At 71.3% G+C, this 14,584-nt stretch carries 13 protein-coding genes, 1 tRNA gene and 2 pseudogenes; 7 read left to right on the top strand and 9 right to left on the bottom strand.

The window, feature by feature from the left end:
* Positions 1–191 precede the first annotated feature (191 nt).
* Both ACZ4Z2_RS01765 and ACZ4Z2_RS01760 read left to right on the top strand, forming a co-directional pair.
* Positions 192–1,247: a LacI family DNA-binding transcriptional regulator gene (locus ACZ4Z2_RS01765; protein ID WP_468071668.1), complete on the top strand. Its 1,056-nt coding sequence runs from the start codon at positions 192–194 to the stop codon at positions 1,245–1,247.
* 158 nt (positions 1,248–1,405) lie between these two features.
* Positions 1,406–1,756 (top strand): prolyl oligopeptidase family serine peptidase, encoded by a 351-nt coding sequence (locus ACZ4Z2_RS01760; protein ID WP_468071275.1) that lies wholly within the window; start codon positions 1,406–1,408, stop codon positions 1,754–1,756.
* Between the two features lie 75 nt (positions 1,757–1,831).
* Here the strand turns inward: ACZ4Z2_RS01760 and ACZ4Z2_RS01755 are convergent, their stop codons facing one another.
* Positions 1,832–2,539: a GAP family protein gene (locus ACZ4Z2_RS01755; RefSeq protein WP_468071273.1), complete on the bottom strand. Its 708-nt coding sequence runs from the start codon at positions 2,537–2,539 to the stop codon at positions 1,832–1,834.
* Positions 2,536–3,141, bottom strand: coding sequence for a TetR/AcrR family transcriptional regulator (locus ACZ4Z2_RS01750; protein WP_468071271.1), 606 nt, complete (start codon positions 3,139–3,141; stop codon positions 2,536–2,538). Before ACZ4Z2_RS01750 ends, ACZ4Z2_RS01755 begins: the two co-directional genes overlap by 4 nt.
* A 349-nt stretch (positions 3,142–3,490) precedes the next feature.
* On the opposite strand from ACZ4Z2_RS01750, the pseudogene ACZ4Z2_RS01745 reads away from it, so the two are divergent.
* Positions 3,491–3,682 (top strand): annotated as a pseudogene (locus ACZ4Z2_RS01745) (IS701 family transposase); the annotation flags it as partial.
* Positions 3,683–4,308: 626 nt separating this feature from the next.
* On the opposite strand, the gene ACZ4Z2_RS01740 reads toward ACZ4Z2_RS01745, so the two are convergent.
* From ACZ4Z2_RS01740 to ACZ4Z2_RS01725, 4 genes are all read right to left on the bottom strand, one after another.
* Positions 4,309–4,381: transfer RNA gene (locus tag ACZ4Z2_RS01740), tRNA-His, on the bottom strand.
* A 127-nt stretch (positions 4,382–4,508) separates the two neighbouring features.
* Entirely contained in the window at positions 4,509–5,111 is a 603-nt protein-coding gene (gene orn / locus ACZ4Z2_RS01735) for an oligoribonuclease (protein WP_468071269.1), read from the bottom strand.
* Between the two features lie 100 nt (positions 5,112–5,211).
* The gene (locus ACZ4Z2_RS01730) at positions 5,212–6,438 is read right to left on the bottom strand and encodes a helix-turn-helix domain-containing protein (RefSeq protein ID WP_468071267.1); all 1,227 of its coding nucleotides are present in this window, start codon (positions 6,436–6,438) and stop codon (positions 5,212–5,214) included.
* 378 nt (positions 6,439–6,816) lie between these two features.
* On the bottom strand, positions 6,817–7,203 hold the full coding sequence (locus ACZ4Z2_RS01725; RefSeq protein WP_468071666.1) for a hypothetical protein: 387 nt from the start codon (positions 7,201–7,203) through the stop codon (positions 6,817–6,819).
* Positions 7,204–7,721: 518 nt separating this feature from the next.
* Here ACZ4Z2_RS01725 and ACZ4Z2_RS01720 point away from each other — a divergent pair.
* Both ACZ4Z2_RS01720 and ACZ4Z2_RS01715 read left to right on the top strand, forming a co-directional pair.
* Positions 7,722–8,252, top strand: a complete 531-nt coding sequence (locus tag ACZ4Z2_RS01720) for a universal stress protein (protein ID WP_099964700.1) — start codon at positions 7,722–7,724, stop codon at positions 8,250–8,252.
* Between the two features lie 305 nt (positions 8,253–8,557).
* Positions 8,558–9,124 carry a GPR1/FUN34/YaaH family transporter gene (locus ACZ4Z2_RS01715; protein ID WP_468071265.1) on the top strand — a complete coding sequence of 189 codons (567 nt, stop codon included), beginning with the start codon at positions 8,558–8,560 and terminating at the stop codon, positions 9,122–9,124.
* A 126-nt stretch (positions 9,125–9,250) separates the two neighbouring features.
* Here the strand turns inward: ACZ4Z2_RS01715 and glmS are convergent, their stop codons facing one another.
* Entirely contained in the window at positions 9,251–11,068 is a 1,818-nt protein-coding gene (gene glmS, locus ACZ4Z2_RS01710; protein WP_468071263.1) for a glutamine--fructose-6-phosphate transaminase (isomerizing), read from the bottom strand.
* 52 nt (positions 11,069–11,120) lie between these two features.
* Complete coding sequence (locus ACZ4Z2_RS01705) at positions 11,121–11,378, bottom strand: hypothetical protein (protein WP_468071261.1); 258 nt, start codon at positions 11,376–11,378, stop codon at positions 11,121–11,123.
* Positions 11,379–11,637: 259 nt separating this feature from the next.
* Here ACZ4Z2_RS01705 and ACZ4Z2_RS01700 point away from each other — a divergent pair.
* Positions 11,638–11,877, top strand: a pseudogene (locus tag ACZ4Z2_RS01700) (phosphoesterase); the annotation flags it as partial.
* A gap of 58 nt (positions 11,878–11,935) precedes the next feature.
* Here ACZ4Z2_RS01700 and ACZ4Z2_RS01695 read toward each other — a convergent pair.
* The gene (locus ACZ4Z2_RS01695) at positions 11,936–12,799 is read right to left on the bottom strand and encodes a DUF4429 domain-containing protein (protein WP_468071259.1); all 864 of its coding nucleotides are present in this window, start codon (positions 12,797–12,799) and stop codon (positions 11,936–11,938) included.
* A 101-nt stretch (positions 12,800–12,900) separates the two neighbouring features.
* Here ACZ4Z2_RS01695 and ACZ4Z2_RS01690 point away from each other — a divergent pair, with 101 nt between their 5' ends.
* Entirely contained in the window at positions 12,901–14,505 is a 1,605-nt protein-coding gene (locus ACZ4Z2_RS01690; protein WP_468071257.1) for a beta-N-acetylhexosaminidase, read from the top strand.
* Positions 14,506–14,584: the final 79 nt, after the last annotated feature.

The raw sequence follows: 14,584 nt of genomic DNA, 5'->3' as shown, positions 1-14,584 counted from the left end.
AGGGCTTTCAGAGGTCGGCGGGACGGGGGAGGCGCACAGGTCGGCGGGACGGGGAGGCGAGCGGGTCGGCGGCGGGCCCGTGTCCGTCCGGAACGGGACCCCGGGTTCAGGATGAGGGGTCGCCGCGCGTCGTAGAAGGAGCGGGACTGTTAGATTCCACGCCAGCGCGGTGTGAACGGGAGGCGACCATGGTGGCAGGCCACGGAGCACGGGGCCGAAGCGGCCGGCGGCCGACCCTGGAAGAGGTCGCCGCCCGGGCCGGTGTCGGCCGCGGCACGGTGTCCCGGGTGATCAACGGCTCGCCACGGGTCAGCGAGGCGACCCGGGCGGCGGTCGAGGCGGCCGTCGCGGAGCTGGGCTACGTCCCGAACACGGCGGCCCGCGCCCTCGCCGCGAACCGCACCGACGCGATCGCGATGGTCGTGCCCGAGCCGGAGACCCGCTTCTTCTCCGAGCCGTACTTCTCCGACATCCTCAAGGGCGTGGGCGCCCAGCTCTCCGACACGGAGATGCAGCTCCTGCTGATCTTCGCGGGCAGCGACCGGGAGCGCCAGAGGCTCGCCCAGTACCTGGCGGCCCACCGGGTCGACGGGGTGCTGCTGGTCTCCGTGCACGCCGACGACCCGTTGCCCGATCTGCTGTCGCAGCTGGAGATCCCGGCGGTGATCAGCGGTCCCCGCTCCGAGCACGAGACGCTGCCCTCGGTCGACTCCGACAACTACGGCGGCGGCCGCTCGGCGGTGGAGCACCTGATCGAACGCGGCCGTTCCCGGATAGCCACGATCACCGGCCGCCTCGACGTCTACGGCGCCCAGCGCCGTATCGACGGCTACCGGGAGGCCCTGGAGGACGCGGGGCGCGAGGTGGACGAGCGGCTGATCGTCCCCGGTGACTTCACGGAGGAGGGCGGCCGCCGGGCGATGTGGGAGCTGCTGGAGCGCTGCCCCGACCTGGACGCGGTCTTCGCCGAGTCCGACGTCATGGCGGCCGGCGCCCGCCAGGTCCTGCGCGAGGCCGGGCGCCGCATACCGGACGACATCGCCATGGTGGGCTACGACGACTCCGCCATCGCCCGCCACATGGACCCGCCCCTGACCAGCGTGCGCCAGCCGATCGAGGAGATGGGCCGCGCCATGATCGATCTGCTCCTCGACGAGATCGCCGACCGCCGTCCGGCGATCTCCCGGGGTCTGGAACGCCGTCAGGTGGTCCTCCCCACCGAACTGGTGGCACGGGCGTCGTCCTGACACGGGCCGGAGTGCCGTCGGGGACGCGGCGCCCGGCTTTCGCGCACGGGGGCGTGCACGGGGCTACAGCCCCGTGCCGCCGGGGCGGATACTGATGGAGCCGGTGCCGGCCGAGCTGGTCGGGAGCTCCGCCTCGTCTGTGCCGCCCCGCTGCTCGCATGGTGCGCTACGAGCGCTTCGGCCTCGGGCGCGCCTGGGTCCACGAGTACGGCAGCGCGGCGGTGGAGCGGGAACCGGAGTGGTTGCTGTCGTACTCGCCCTACCATCACGTCCACCCCGGAGTGCGGTATCCGGCGGTGCCGCTGTCGGCGTTCGACAACGACACCCAGGTCGACCCGCTGCACCCGCGCGAGATGTGCGCGGCCCTCCAGGACGCGGCGGTCGACGGCGCCGGGATCGTCCTGCGCCGCGAGGACCTGGGCCATGGGGCGCGCTCGCGCAGCGAGGCGGCCGGTTACGCGGCCGACGTGCTGACCTTCCTCGGCGCCGCCACAGGACTGCGGCCGTAGGGCCCACCCAGGACTGCGGCCGTAGGGCCCACCCTGCGGGGGCGGGCCCTACGGCCGTGTGGTCGTGTCCGTGGGTCAGTTGAACGCCTCGGGCACCCACAGCCGGGCCGCCGCGTCACGGGCGACGAGGAAGCCGGCGATGGCGAGGATCCATCCGGTGGCGCCGGTCGCCCGCTTGGAGATCCAGTTGTTCATGCGCTCCAGCGTGGGTTCGACGGCCGAGCGCAGCAGCACCCGCCCGGCCAGCAGCAGCACGGCGGGCACCACCATGATCAGGCAGTATCCGGCCAGCAGGGTGGTGATCTCGACGGTGTTCAGACCGGAGGTCGTCAGCATGCTGATGGCGCCGAGGTACGGCAGCATCGTCGCCGCCTCGGCGAGCCCGGCCAGCAGGGCGAGCCCTGCCATCCAGCCGGCGGAGGAGTTCGAGCTGACGCGGTCGCGCCACTTGCCGGTGCTGTTCTTGCCCTTCTTCTCCTGGCGCTTGGGGTCGAAGCGGAAGCTCAGCAGGAACAGGCCGATGCCGACGCCGAGTTGGATCCACAGCCCGGTCCTGGCGTCCAGGGCCTCGCCCGCGACGGAGAACAGGTTGCCGGCCCCGTAGACGATGGCGATACCCACACCGAAGTAGAAGACGGTGATGGTCACGAGGTAGACCAGCACCTTGCCGACGTTGAAGCGTCCTGGGGCCAGCAGCAGCCACACGGGGATGAACAGGGTGCCCATGCTGGTGCTGTCGAGCAGGGCCAGACCGGCCAGCGACAGCAATAACGCGGTGCTCAAAGGGGTTCTCCTCGGTCTTTCCGATCGTCCATCAGCCGGTCCAGGTAGCCGCTCAGCAACTGCCGTACGCGGTCGGGTCTCAGCAGTTCGGGCTCGACGGCTCGCTGGACGGTCAGACCGTCGGCGAAGGCGAGCAGCGCGAAGGACTCGGCCCGCGGGTCGAGCCCGGCGGGCAGCTGCCCGAGCCGCTGCGCGAGGGCCAGCGCCTCCGCGCACCGGTCACGGATCTCCCGCGACGCGGCGGAGTGCACCTCCCGCAGCGCCGGGTGGTAGGCGGCCCGCGCGAGGAAGGCCAGCCAGATCCTGGCCTCGGTCCCGGAGCCCTCCTCGGCGCCCGTGAGCACGCCGAGGGAGATCAGCAGCCGCTGCCTGACGTCGTGCGGATCGCACGCCTGAAGCAGGGTCGCGACACGGGCGTTCATCGCCTCGCCGACATACTGCGCGGCGAAGACCAGCAATTCGTCCTTGGTCCGGAAGTACGTCTGCACCAGGCCCGTGGTGGCGCCGAGTTCCCGCGCGATGCGCGGGATGCTGGCGGCCTCCAGGCCCTCCGACTCGACCACGCGCAACAGCGCCTGAGCCACCTGCCGACGTCGTTCCACAGGGTCTGCGTAACGTGGCACAGCGTTAGATTAAGGTCTTAATCTAACGAGGGTCAACGAGGCCCCCACTCGTCCCGCCGTCCGGGACGTGGCGATGGGCCGGATCAACTCGCTTGCATACAGTGGAGGTTGAGGCGTGATCGTGCCGTGCTCCGCAGCGCCCCGGCGTGGTCCCCGTCTCCGGGACGAGGGGTCAGCCGTCCTTGCGGGCTGCGACCTTGACCAGGGGCCGCACGCACAGCTCCCGGGCCTCGCGCGGGGAACGGGAGCCGGTGAGCGGGTAGGTCGATGCTCCCGTCGGCACGGCCCCGCTCCAGCACCGAGTCGGAGCGCAGTCGTGTGTACGCCTCCAGGCCCGTGCCCTCGTCCGGCCGGGGTCGACACCCTGCCCTGGCAGACCGTGCGCCTACGGGGCCAGGCGGCCGGCAGACGCGCCCACTGGCTGCTGATCCACCAGCCGACGGCCCCGTCCCGCCGCCCGGAGTCCTACCTGTGCGCCGGACACTCCACCACGGTCACGGAGTTCAACGCCGCTGTGAGGTGAACGGCCGCCCGGGCCTGTCCGAACGGGCGGCCATCCTCACCTGCCGCTGGACGCCGCTCACCGCCGCTTCCGCCTCTTGTGTCCGCGCCCGGCGGCCGTCTCACCGGCACCGTGCTCGCCGAGCGACTCGGCCGGCCGCACTCCAAGGTGTACGAGCTGGAAAGCGGCGGGCAGACCGCGACCAACGACGACCTGCGGGGCCTGGGCGGACGCCGTCGGGCAACCGGACACCTTCGACGAACACGCTGCCCGGCTCCAGGGCTTCGAGTCGTCCATCAGGGCCTGGCGTCGCCGGCTCGCCGCCGGCCACCTGCCGGTTCAGGACAGCTGGAACCTCGAAGTGGACCGCTCCGGTGTCATCCACGCGCGTGGGAGGAGTCCGTCGTACCCGGCTTGCTCGAGACGGCCGACTACGCGCGGCACGTGTTCCTGCGGTACGCCGATCTCCGGGGGTACACCCACCGGGAATCCGCGGTCTACGGGGCAGACGCGCAGAGCGTGAACCCGCTCTGACGCCAGGACCGTAGGACGCAGATCACATGATCGCGTTCCCATGCTGTTCCCGGAAGCAACACAAAGTCGAGCCCCGACCTGTTGTCCCAGGTCGGGGCTCGATCACCAAGGGTGAGTGACGGGACTCGAACCCGCGACATCCTGGACCACAACCAGGTGCTCTACCAGCTGAGCTACACCCACCATGACCGGCGGTTCATCCGAAGGTTTCCCCGACCGGCCGAGAAAAAGTGTACAGGGTCTTCAGGGGTGCCCGCGCACACGTTTCCCCGCGGCGCTCCCGGGGCCCGCCAAGGCCCCCGGAACAGGGCTATCCCGCGGGCAGGACGTGCTTCGCGGCGATCGTGCGGGCGGTGTCGGAGTCGGGGCCGGGCTGCGGGACGAAGATCGCCTCGCGGTAGTAGCGGAGTTCGGCGATGGATTCGCGGATGTCCGCCAGGGCGCGGTGGTTGCCGTTCTTCTCCGGGCTGTTGAAGTACACCCTCGGGTACCAGCGCCGGGCCAGCTCCTTGACCGAGGAGACGTCCACGATCCGGTAGTGGAGGTAGTCCTCCAGCGTCGGCATGTCCCGCAGCAGGAAGCCGCGGTCCGTCCCCACCGAGTTGCCGCACAGCGGCGCCTTGCCCGGCTCCTTCACGTGTTCGCGTACATACGCGAGGACCTGCTCCTCGGCGTCCGCCAGGGTCGTGCCGCCGGGCAGTGCGTCGAGCAGACCGGACGCGGTGTGCATCTGCCGCACCACCTCCGGCATGGTCTCCAGCGCCGAGTCCGGCGGGCGGATGACGATGTCGACACCGTCACCGAGCACGTTCAGCTCGGAGTCGGTGACGAGGGCGGCCACCTCGATGAGCGCGTCGTCGGACAGCGAGAGGCCGGTCATCTCGCAGTCGATCCACACCATGCGATCGTTCATGTGTCTCACCTTACGGCCCGTGACAGCCGTACGGCCCGGTCCTGCACCGGGGTGATCCAGTGCGGGACCGGGCCGTCACGGCCTGGCCGTCATGCGCCGGCTAGTGCGCGCTGCGCTGCCCCGGCAGCCGGCCGGTGGCGTACAGCTCCGGCTTGGCGCCGTCCGCCGAGAGGGACGCCGACGGCGCCAGCGCGCTCGCCGCGGCCGTACGACGGGCCTGGAGCGGCACCCCGTGGGCGTGCTCCGGCGACATCGGGGACGGACCCGGGTGCCCGGCCTGGGCGTCGTGGTCGGCGGGCTTGTCGCCCTGTGGCCGACGGGCGCGGTAGGCCGCGCGGTACGCCGCCGGGGACGAGCCGAGCTGGCGGCGGAAGTGCCCGCGCAGCGCCACCGGCGAACGGAAGCCGCACCGGCCCGCGACCTCGTCCACCGAGTAGTCGGACGTCTCCAGCAGCCGCTGCGCCTGCAGCACCCGCTGGGTGATCAGCCACTGCAGCGGAGCGCTGCCCGTCAGCGACCGGAACCGGCGGTCGAACGTGCGCCGGCTCATGTACGCGCGCGCCGCGAGCGTCTCCACGTCGAACTGCTCGTGGAGGTGCTCCAGTGCCCAGGCGACGACCTCGGCGAGCGGGTCGGCGCCGATCTCCTCCGGTAAAGACCGGTCGAGATAGCGCTCCTGGCCGCCCGACCGGCGCGGCGGGACCACCAGTCGGCGGGCGAGCGCGCCGGCCGCCTCGTTGCCGTGGTCCGTCCGCACGATGTGCAGACAGAGATCGATTCCGGCCGCGGTACCGGCCGATGTCAGTACGTCCCCGTCGTCCACGAAGAGCTCTCGTGGGTCGACGTGGACGGACGGATAGCGCTTGGCCAGCGTCGGCGCGTACATCCAGTGCGTGGTGGCCGGTCTGCCGTCCAGCAGTCCGGCGGCGGCCAGCACGAACGCACCGGTGCACAGCCCCACGATGCGGGCGCCCTCTTCGTGCGCGCGACGCAGGGCGTCGAGCGCTTCCTCCGGCGGCGGTGAGGTGATCGAACGCCATGCGGGCACGACCACCGTGCCCGCCCGCGAGATCGCCTCAAGGCCGTTCGGTGCGGTGAGTTCCAGGCCCCCTGTGGTCCGCAGGGGTCCTTCCTCGCCCGCGCACACCAGTAGGCGGTAGCGCGGTACGCCGGCGTCCTGGCGGTCGATCCCGAACACCGACAGTGGTATGGAACTCTCGAAGATGGGGCCGCCGCTGAACAGCAGCACCGCGACGATCTCCTTGCGGCGTCGCCCGGAAAGCTTCCGGGCCGCGGCATCCGGCGCGGCGGTGGAGTCGTGGCTCATCCTGCTAAGCCCCCCTCGGTGGTCGCGGCTCCTCGGTTGTGTCGCTCCTGCACGTTTCCCCTCGGTCCTGCACGAGTCCCCCGCCGTAAGACAGTCATGATCGAATCTACTGTGTCCCGTGGTGCCGGCGTGACCAGTTCGCCATCCGGCACATTGTCGACATGGCAACTTGGCGTAAAGCATTCGATCACGAAGCGTTGCACTCGTGAGCCGTGCAGGGAAGTGCGCCTCGTCCCCGTGGCTGGTCCACGTAGGGTGCGCGCGACCCCTGGACCCCTTTCAGTGCAGGTCGAACCGGGGGTGGAGGGGTGTTCGACCCCGGGATGCCCAGGGAGCCGAAGTTGGCTGAAAAGATACGGGGGTGTGTGCGGAAACCGGTCAGTCGACCGGCGTACTCGGGCCCTGGTTCCGCCCGCCCCTGTGCGCCCCTGGGCCGGTGCGGCCGTGACGGCCGCGCTGGGGGGAGTGTTCTTCGGCCACGGCGTGTTCGGTTCGCGCCATGCGCGCGGAACGGCTCGTGGGGACCGAGTCGGTGGTACGCGCCGCGTGCGCCTGGGGTGCGTGTGCCCCCTGCGCCGCATGGGACACATGTGCCGCCTGCGCCGCGTGGGCCGCTCCGCGTTCCGACTGGCGCAGCAGGACGCGGCATACCCCGGTCACCGCCGCCAGGCCCAGGGCCGCGCCCGTCGCACCGGCCAGCGAGGTGCCGTACCAGACGAGGACGACCGGCACGAGCACGCAGCTGAACGCCGCCCAGCGGACCACGTCCGTCGCGGTGTCGGGGTGGGCGGGGGAGGGGCCGGGGACGGCGGCGGGGGGAGGGCCGTCGGCCGGAGGGGCCCCGTCCGCCGGGGCGGGGCGGGGGGTGTCGTCGGCGGTGCGCGGGGCGTCGGGGGCGGGGTGGGGGGACTGTCGGGCGGGGCGGGGTGCGGACACGTGCTTGCTCGCTTCTGGCTCCCTCGGGTCTGACTTACCGGGGTTCAACGCGTGTTCGACCCGTCGGTCACTGCCACCACCCCTGTCGGGTGGACCTTCGGGTGCCGCCGGGTGCGCGCCCCGGCCGTACGGTGCCCGGCCGGGAGGCGGGAACCGGCTGTACGTGGCAGCAACCATTGCGTTACGGGCGGGGGGTCGTGCATGCTCCCTGGAACCCCGCGGAGCCGGTGCGCGGAGGAGGCGTGCGGCCGTACCCTTGGGGGTATGGGGTTGGGAAGATGATTCCCGGACACAGCTCCGCCTCACACTGACGTCCCACCCACGAGGATCCACACGCCGAGACACCCATGGCCGGTCACGAATTCTTCGACTCCGCGGACCGCAAGCGGCGTCCCGTCGCCGATCACACGGCGGCCGACCCCCTCGCGGCGGAAGAGGCACGCCCCAGTTGCGATCCCGCCTTCAAGCACGGCGTCGTCGTCGGCTTCGACGGTTCGACGTCCAGTGAGCGGGCCCTCGCCTACGCCATCGGCATGGCCCGCCGTTCGGGCTCGGGCCTGATCATCGTCCACGTCGCCAACCGGCTGCCCACGACCGTGTGGGCGGGCTGCGAGCCGCCGGTCTTCGTCGACGTACCGGACCACCGCACCGAGGTGCTCGGGCTGGAGCTCGCCTGCGCCGACTACCTCGCCGAAGTGCCGTGGATCCTCGTCGAGCGCGGCGGGGACATCTGCCACGAACTCGAAGAGGTGGGGCGGGAGTACGAGGCCGACGCGATCGTCGTCGGGTCCACGCACGGGATCGTCGGGCGGATCTTCGGCTCCGTCGCCGGACGCCTCGCCAAGCGGGCGCAGCGCCCCGTCATCGTCATCCCGTAGCCCTCGTAGCCCTCGTAGCCCTCGTAGCCCGTGGCGCGGGTCCGTCGCTCCGTTGCCCCTTTCCCGGCCCCCCGGCGCTCCCTCTCTTCCCAGCCTCCCCTCTCTTCCCAGCCTCCCGAGCCTTCCCTGCCTTCCCCCACCCTTCGTTCCGCAACTCCCCTTCCGGCCAAGGGCGATGGGCGGAGGACCGTCCGGCTCCCCGCGTGCCGTCGCGTGAACCTACTGGCGCGTAGAGGTGTTTGTGCCCTTGTGAAGGGCATAACCCGATCGCCGCACCACCGCACACGCACGAAGGGAGCCCCGCCGTGGACAACGACGTCTCCGCGGGAAGCATCACCACGACTCTCGGCCAACTCGCTCTCGGACTGACCCTCTTGGCGTTCGGTCTCGGTCACACCCGGGTGATCGACGGCCTCACCGAGGCCGACGCCGGCTCGATCGCCGCCTACGTCGGCGGCGTCGCGCTCTTCGTCGCCGGTCTCCTCGCCTTCCGCGACCGCGACGGATTCACGGGCACGGCCTACGCCGGGCTCGGCGCCCTCTGGTTCACCTGGTCCACGGGCGACCTCGGCTCCGCCGACGCGAGGGGGCTGTTCCTGCTCCTGTTCGCCCTCGTCGCGCTGAGCCTGGCCCTCGGGGCGCCCGGCGGCGCGGCGACGCTCACGCGGGCGACGTACGGGCTGCTGTGTGCGGCGATGCTGCTGCTGGCCGTCGCCTCCTTCGGCGACAGCGGGGTTCTCGCGAAGGCCGGCGGATGGGTGGCCGCGGCGGGCGGTCTGGTGGCCTGGTACGCGGCCACCGCGGCGCTGGCGCACTGGCCCACGGCGCTTCCCAGGCGGACTGCCGGCCGGGGTGTGACGGCCACGGGCTGACCGGCAGCCGGTGTCGGGGAGTTGGGCGGCCCCGGCGACATGGAGCGGACCCCCGCGGGTGCGGTCGCACCACGCGGGGGTCCGTTCGGTCGTTCCGGCAGGGACTGGCGCCCTGGAGCGGTCTGACTACTCCACCGTCACCGACTTGGCCAGGTTCCGGGGCTTGTCGATGTCCCGGCCGAGGGCCAGCGCCGTGTGGTAGGCGAGGAGCTGGAGGGGGATGCCCATGAGGATCGGGTCCAGCTCGTCCTCGTTCTTCGGGACGACGATGGTCCGGTCGGCCTTCTCCTGCTCCTGGTGGGCGACGGCGAGGATCTTGCCGCTGCGGGCCTTGATCTCCTCCAGGGCGGCGCGGTTCTTCTCCAGCAGGTCGTCGTCGGGGACGATCGCGACCGTGGGGAGGGCGGGCTCGATCAGGGCCAGCGGGCCGTGCTTCAGCTCGGAGGCGGGGTACGCCTCCGCGTGGATGTAGGAGACCTCCTTGAGCTTCAGGGACGCCTCGCGGGCGACCGGGTAGCCGCGGACCCGGCCGATGAAGAGCATCGAGCGGGCCTCGGCGTACTCCAGGGCCAGCTTCTTGATCTCCTCCTCCTGGTCCAGCATCTCGGCGATCTGGCCGGGCAGCTTGCGCAGGCCCTCGATGATCCGCTTGCCGTCGCGGACGGAGAGGTCACGGGTGCGGCCCAGGTGAAGGGCGAGGAGCGCGAAGGCCACCGTCGTGTTGGTGAAGCACTTCGTGGAGACCACACAGACCTCGGGGCCGGCGTGGACGTAGATGCCGCCGTCGGCCTCGCGGGCGATCGCCGAGCCGACGACGTTCACCACACCGAGGACGCGGGCGCCCTTGCGCTTCAGCTCCTGGACGGCCGCCAGCACGTCGTAGGTCTCACCGGACTGGGAGACGGCGACGTAGAGGGTGTCGGGGTCCACGACCGCGTTGCGGTAGCGGAACTCGGAGGCCGGCTCGGCGTCGGCGGGGATACGGGCCAACTCCTCGATCATCTGGGCGCCGATCATGCCCGCGTGGTACGAGGTGCCGCAGCCGAGGATCTTCACCCGGCGGATCTGGCGCGCCTCGCGGGCGTCCAGGTTGAGGCCGCCGAGGTGCACGGTGGAGAAGCGGTCGTCGATGCGGCCGCGCAGCACGCGGTCCACGGCGTCGGCCTGCTCGTGGATCTCCTTGTGCATGTACGTGTCGTGGCCGCCCATGTCGTACGAGGCCGCCTCCCACTCCACGGTGGTGGGCTCCGCGGTGGTGCGGGTGCCCTCCGTGGTGTAGGTGCGGAAGTCGTCGGCCTTGAGGGTGGCCATCTCGCCGTCGTCGAGGGTCACTATCTGCCGGGTGTGGGCGACCAGCGCGGCGATGTCCGAGGCGACGAACATCTCCTTCTCGCCGATGCCGAGGACGACCGGGGAGCCGTTGCGGGCGACGACGATACGGTCGTTGAAGTCGGCGTGCATCACGGCGATGCCGTACGTGCCCTCGACGATGCGCAGCGCCTGGCGGACCTTCTCCTCCAGGGTGGTGGCCTGGGAGCGGGCGATGAGGTGGGTGAGGACCTCGGTGTCCGTCTCGGAGAGGAACTCGACGCCGTCCGCCTCCAGCTTGCGGCGCAGTTCGGAGGCGTTGTCGATGATGCCGTTGTGGACGACGGCGACCTTGTTGTCGGCCGACATGTGCGGATGGGCGTTCACATCGGACGGGGCGCCGTGCGTGGCCCAGCGGGTGTGGGCGATACCGGTGGTGCCCTTGAAGCGCGCGGGGACCTTGGCCTCCAGGTCGCGGACCCGGCCCTTGGCCTTGACCATCTTCAGGCCGGCCGTCTTGGGCGAGGTGACCACGATGCCCGCCGAGTCGTAGCCCCGGTACTCCAGGCGCTGCAGGCCCTCCAGGAGCAGCGGCGCGACATCGCGCTTGCCGATGTAACCGACAATTCCGCACATATACAGGTATCCCGTTTCTCGGTCGGTGGGCACCGGGTCCGCGGCCGGTCCGTCAGCCGTAGACGATGCGGCGCAGCTGCCTGAGCGTGAGCTCCGGCGGCGCGACCGCCCGGTATTTCAGGTCCGCCTCGATCCGTTCGAAGATCTCCGCGTTGACCAGGCCCTGGGCCTGGAGCTCGCGGTGGCGGCGACGGACGTAGTCCTCCGTCGTCTCGTCGAAGTAGGCGAGCACGTCCTGGATCACCCGCAGCGCCTCGCCCCGGCTCAGGGGCGTGGACCGCGTCAGATGATCGACAAGTTCGTCGTGCACCCGGTAGATCCTGGGGTAAGGAAGAGCGTTTCGCAAGAATCCTGCCCGATTTCGGGCAGGCCCCTGCGGGGGAGTCTTGGGGGAACGTTGAACGTGTTATGGGCGCCTGTTCGGCGCCCGTCCATCCGGCGGCCCGCATCCCGTCGCCCGAGGCGACGACTTTCGGACGCCATGGACATTCCTCGCATGGGCGTTCCCGAGCCGCTGGCCGAGCGCATGAGCATGGCCGAGCAGCACGAGTACCTGCGCGCCCGTTACTCCCGGCGCACGACAGGGGCACGAGAACGAGGTCGAGTCGGTGGCGTCCTTCGTCAACGTCAAGGACGGCAAGCAGAACGAGACCGTCGCCTGGTCGCGGGTGCGCTACCTCGACTACTCCTTCCTCCGGGTGGACGTGAAGCCCGCGCCCAAGGGACGGCACACCACGCTGACCGTGCGCGGCATCGCCGAGACGGGCGAGCAGGTCGACCACTTCACGGTGGCGCGCAGGGCGAAGTAGCGCCCGCCCGGGACGTGCCGGGCGGTCCTCGGGTGCGCCACACGCGTTCTCGGACGGGTCACATGCGTTTGAGGACCGCCTGCTTGGCCAGCGTGAACTCCTCCTCCGTGAGGACGCCCGACCTGTGCAGCTCGCCCAGTTCCCGCAGGCGGCGCAGCAGGACGTCGTGGTCGTCCCCGTCGGCGGCGGGAGTGAGCTGCTTCGGCCCGGTGTCGCCGGCGCTCGCCGGGTGCGGCAGCCTGGCCTGGACGGCCGCCGCGACCAGGGCCATCAACGGGTCCTTCTTGAAGCCCCAGAGCTCCACGGCGTTGGGGTCGTACTTGGGCGGCGCCTTCGTCGGCGCGTTCCGCACGGTGAAGCGCAGACAGCCGTTCTCCAGGCCCACCGAGGGCTGCCACTCCACGGCCACGATGTCGGCCAGCGCCAGCTTCCGGGGCCCGGCCGCCGCCTTCGCCTCCTCCGTCTTCCAGTTCCACTCCAGACGTACGTGCTCGCCGTCGAAGCTCGCGGTGCCGTCCCCGGCGGAGACCGAGAGCGGGACGACCGGGCCCGGCAGCAGATACGTGCTCACCGCGTCGGCCGGCACCTGGTCCAGCAGCAGCGCGTTGCGTATCTCGTCCACGAGGTACTCGGCGACCCCGTACCGGTCGGCGTCGACGCCCAGCTGGTAGGGGTCGTTGCCGTCGGTGAGCCGGCCGCCCGTCACCTGGAGCAGCGGGTCGCAGCCGTCGCGCAGCCGGAGGCGCAGCCGCCCCGACTTCCTCCCCTGCTCGAACGAGATCCCCGCCAACGCGCTCAGCGGGACCGCGAGTTCGCCGAGTGTCTTACGGAGGAGACTCACGCTCTTGTCGCGGCCCGGTGTGAGCCGCAGGGTGTCGCCGTCGAAGGTCCACGTCCCGTCCCGCTGGAGGATTTCCGCCATGCGGGGATTCTTTCACCGGCCCGAGCGTTATGTGGTCTAGACCTAGCCGGTCATTGCGGGGATGGTGGTGTCGTCCGTTCGGTCGTGGGAGGGAGCACGTCGTGAGACCGCGCCACAGATCGACTCGCCTTCTCGGTGCGCTGCTGCTCGTGGTGTCCGGGATCTTCGCCGTGGGAGCCGCACCCTTGTCCGAGAACGCCGACGTCACCACGGTCCCGCTCGGGCAGGTGATCCCGGCCCCCGCCCGGGTCGAGGCCCACGGATCGCCGTACCGGCTGGACAGCGGTGCGCGCGTCGTCGTGGACGGCGGGCCCGAGGCGCGCCGGGTGGGGGAGTACCTGGCGGGCGTCCTGCGGCCGTCGACCGGTTACCGGCTGCCGGTGACCGACCGCGAGGGCGGCGGCATCCGGCTCCGGCTGGCCGCCGGGGAGACGGCGCTCGGGCCGGAGGGATACCGGCTGCGCAGCGCCCGCTCCGGCGTCACGATCACCGCCCGCACGGCCGCCGGCCTCTTCCACGGCGTGCAGACGCTGCGCCAACTGCTGCCCCCGGCGGTGGAGAAGGACTCCGTGCAGCCGGGGCCCTGGACGGTCGCTGGCGGCACCGTCGAGGACGTGCCGCGCTACGGCTGGCGCGGGGCCATGCTCGATGTGTCCCGGCACTTCTTCACCGTCGACCAGGTCAAGCGGTACATCGACCAGTTGGCGCTCTACAAGTTCAACAAGCTGCATCTGCACCTCTCCGACGACCAGGGCTGGCGCATCGCCGTCGACTCCTGGCCGCGCCTCGCCACGTACGGCGGCTCCACCCAGGTCGGCGGCGGCCCCGGCGGCTTCTACACCAAGGCCGACTACCGGGAGATCGTCCGGTACGCGGCCTCCCGCCACCTGGAGGTCGTCCCCGAGATCGACATGCCCGGCCACACCAACGCCGCCCTCGCCTCCTACGCCGAGCTGAACTGCGACGGCGTCGCGCCGCCGCTCTACACCGGCACGGACGTCGGCTTCAGCTCGCTGTGCGTCGACAAGGAGGTCACGTACGACTTCGTGGACGACGTCGTGCGGGAACTGGCCGCGCTCACCCCCGGCCGGTACCTCCACATCGGCGGTGACGAGGCGCACTCCACCAGCCACGCGGACTACGTGACGTTCATGGAGCGGGTGCAGCCGGTCGTCGCCCGGTACGGCAAGACCGTCGTCGGCTGGCACCAGCTCACCGGCGCGGTCCCGGCGCGGGGCGCCCTCGCCCAGTACTGGGGCCTCGACAGCACCGAGCCGGAGGAGAAGGAGCGGGTCGCGGCCGCCGCGCGCAACGGCACGGGGATCGTTCTCTCGCCGGCCGACCGGATCTACCTCGACATGAAGTACGACAAGGACACACGGCTGGGGCTCGACTGGGCGGGATACGTGGAGGTGCGGCGGTCCTACGACTGGGATCCGGGCGCCTATCTGGCGGGGGCGGGAGTGCCGGAGGCCGCGGTGCGGGGGGTCGAGGCGCCGCTGTGGACGGAGACGATCGTGACGCCGGCCGACATGGACCACATGGTGTTCCCGAGGCTGCCGGGCGTCGCCGAACTGGGCTGGTCACCGGCGGACGCGCTGGGCTGGGAGGGGTATCGCCTGCGGCTGGCTGCGCAGGGGGCTCGGTGGGAGGCGCTCGGGATCGGGTACTACCGGTCGCCCCAGGTGCCGTGGGGTACGCGGTAGAGCTCGGGGGCTTGGGTCTCGTTGGCGGGTGCGGGTGGTGTGGGGTTGCTCGCGCAGTTCCCCGCGCCCCTGAAAGCCC

The sequence above is a fragment of the Streptomyces sp. NPDC030183 genome (assembly GCF_055573455.1).
Note: the sequence above shows the minus strand (reverse complement) of the source record. Positions and strands in the feature narration are given on the sequence as shown.

Excerpts from the sequence above, each read along its gene's own strand:
- ACZ4Z2_RS01720 (WP_099964700.1), top strand. The coding sequence starts at position 7,722 with ATGGCCGGTCACGAATTCTTCGACTCCGCGGACCGCAAGCGGCGTCCC.
- ACZ4Z2_RS01695 (WP_468071259.1), bottom strand. The coding sequence starts at position 12,799 with ATGGCGGAAATCCTCCAGCGGGACGGGACGTGGACCTTCGACGGCGAC.
- orn (WP_468071269.1), bottom strand. The coding sequence starts at position 5,111 with ATGAACGATCGCATGGTGTGGATCGACTGCGAGATGACCGGCCTCTCG.
- ACZ4Z2_RS01760 (WP_468071275.1), top strand. The coding sequence starts at position 1,406 with ATGGTGCGCTACGAGCGCTTCGGCCTCGGGCGCGCCTGGGTCCACGAG.
- ACZ4Z2_RS01730 (WP_468071267.1), bottom strand. The coding sequence starts at position 6,438 with ATGAGCCACGACTCCACCGCCGCGCCGGATGCCGCGGCCCGGAAGCTT.
- glmS (WP_468071263.1), bottom strand. The coding sequence starts at position 11,068 with ATGTGCGGAATTGTCGGTTACATCGGCAAGCGCGATGTCGCGCCGCTG.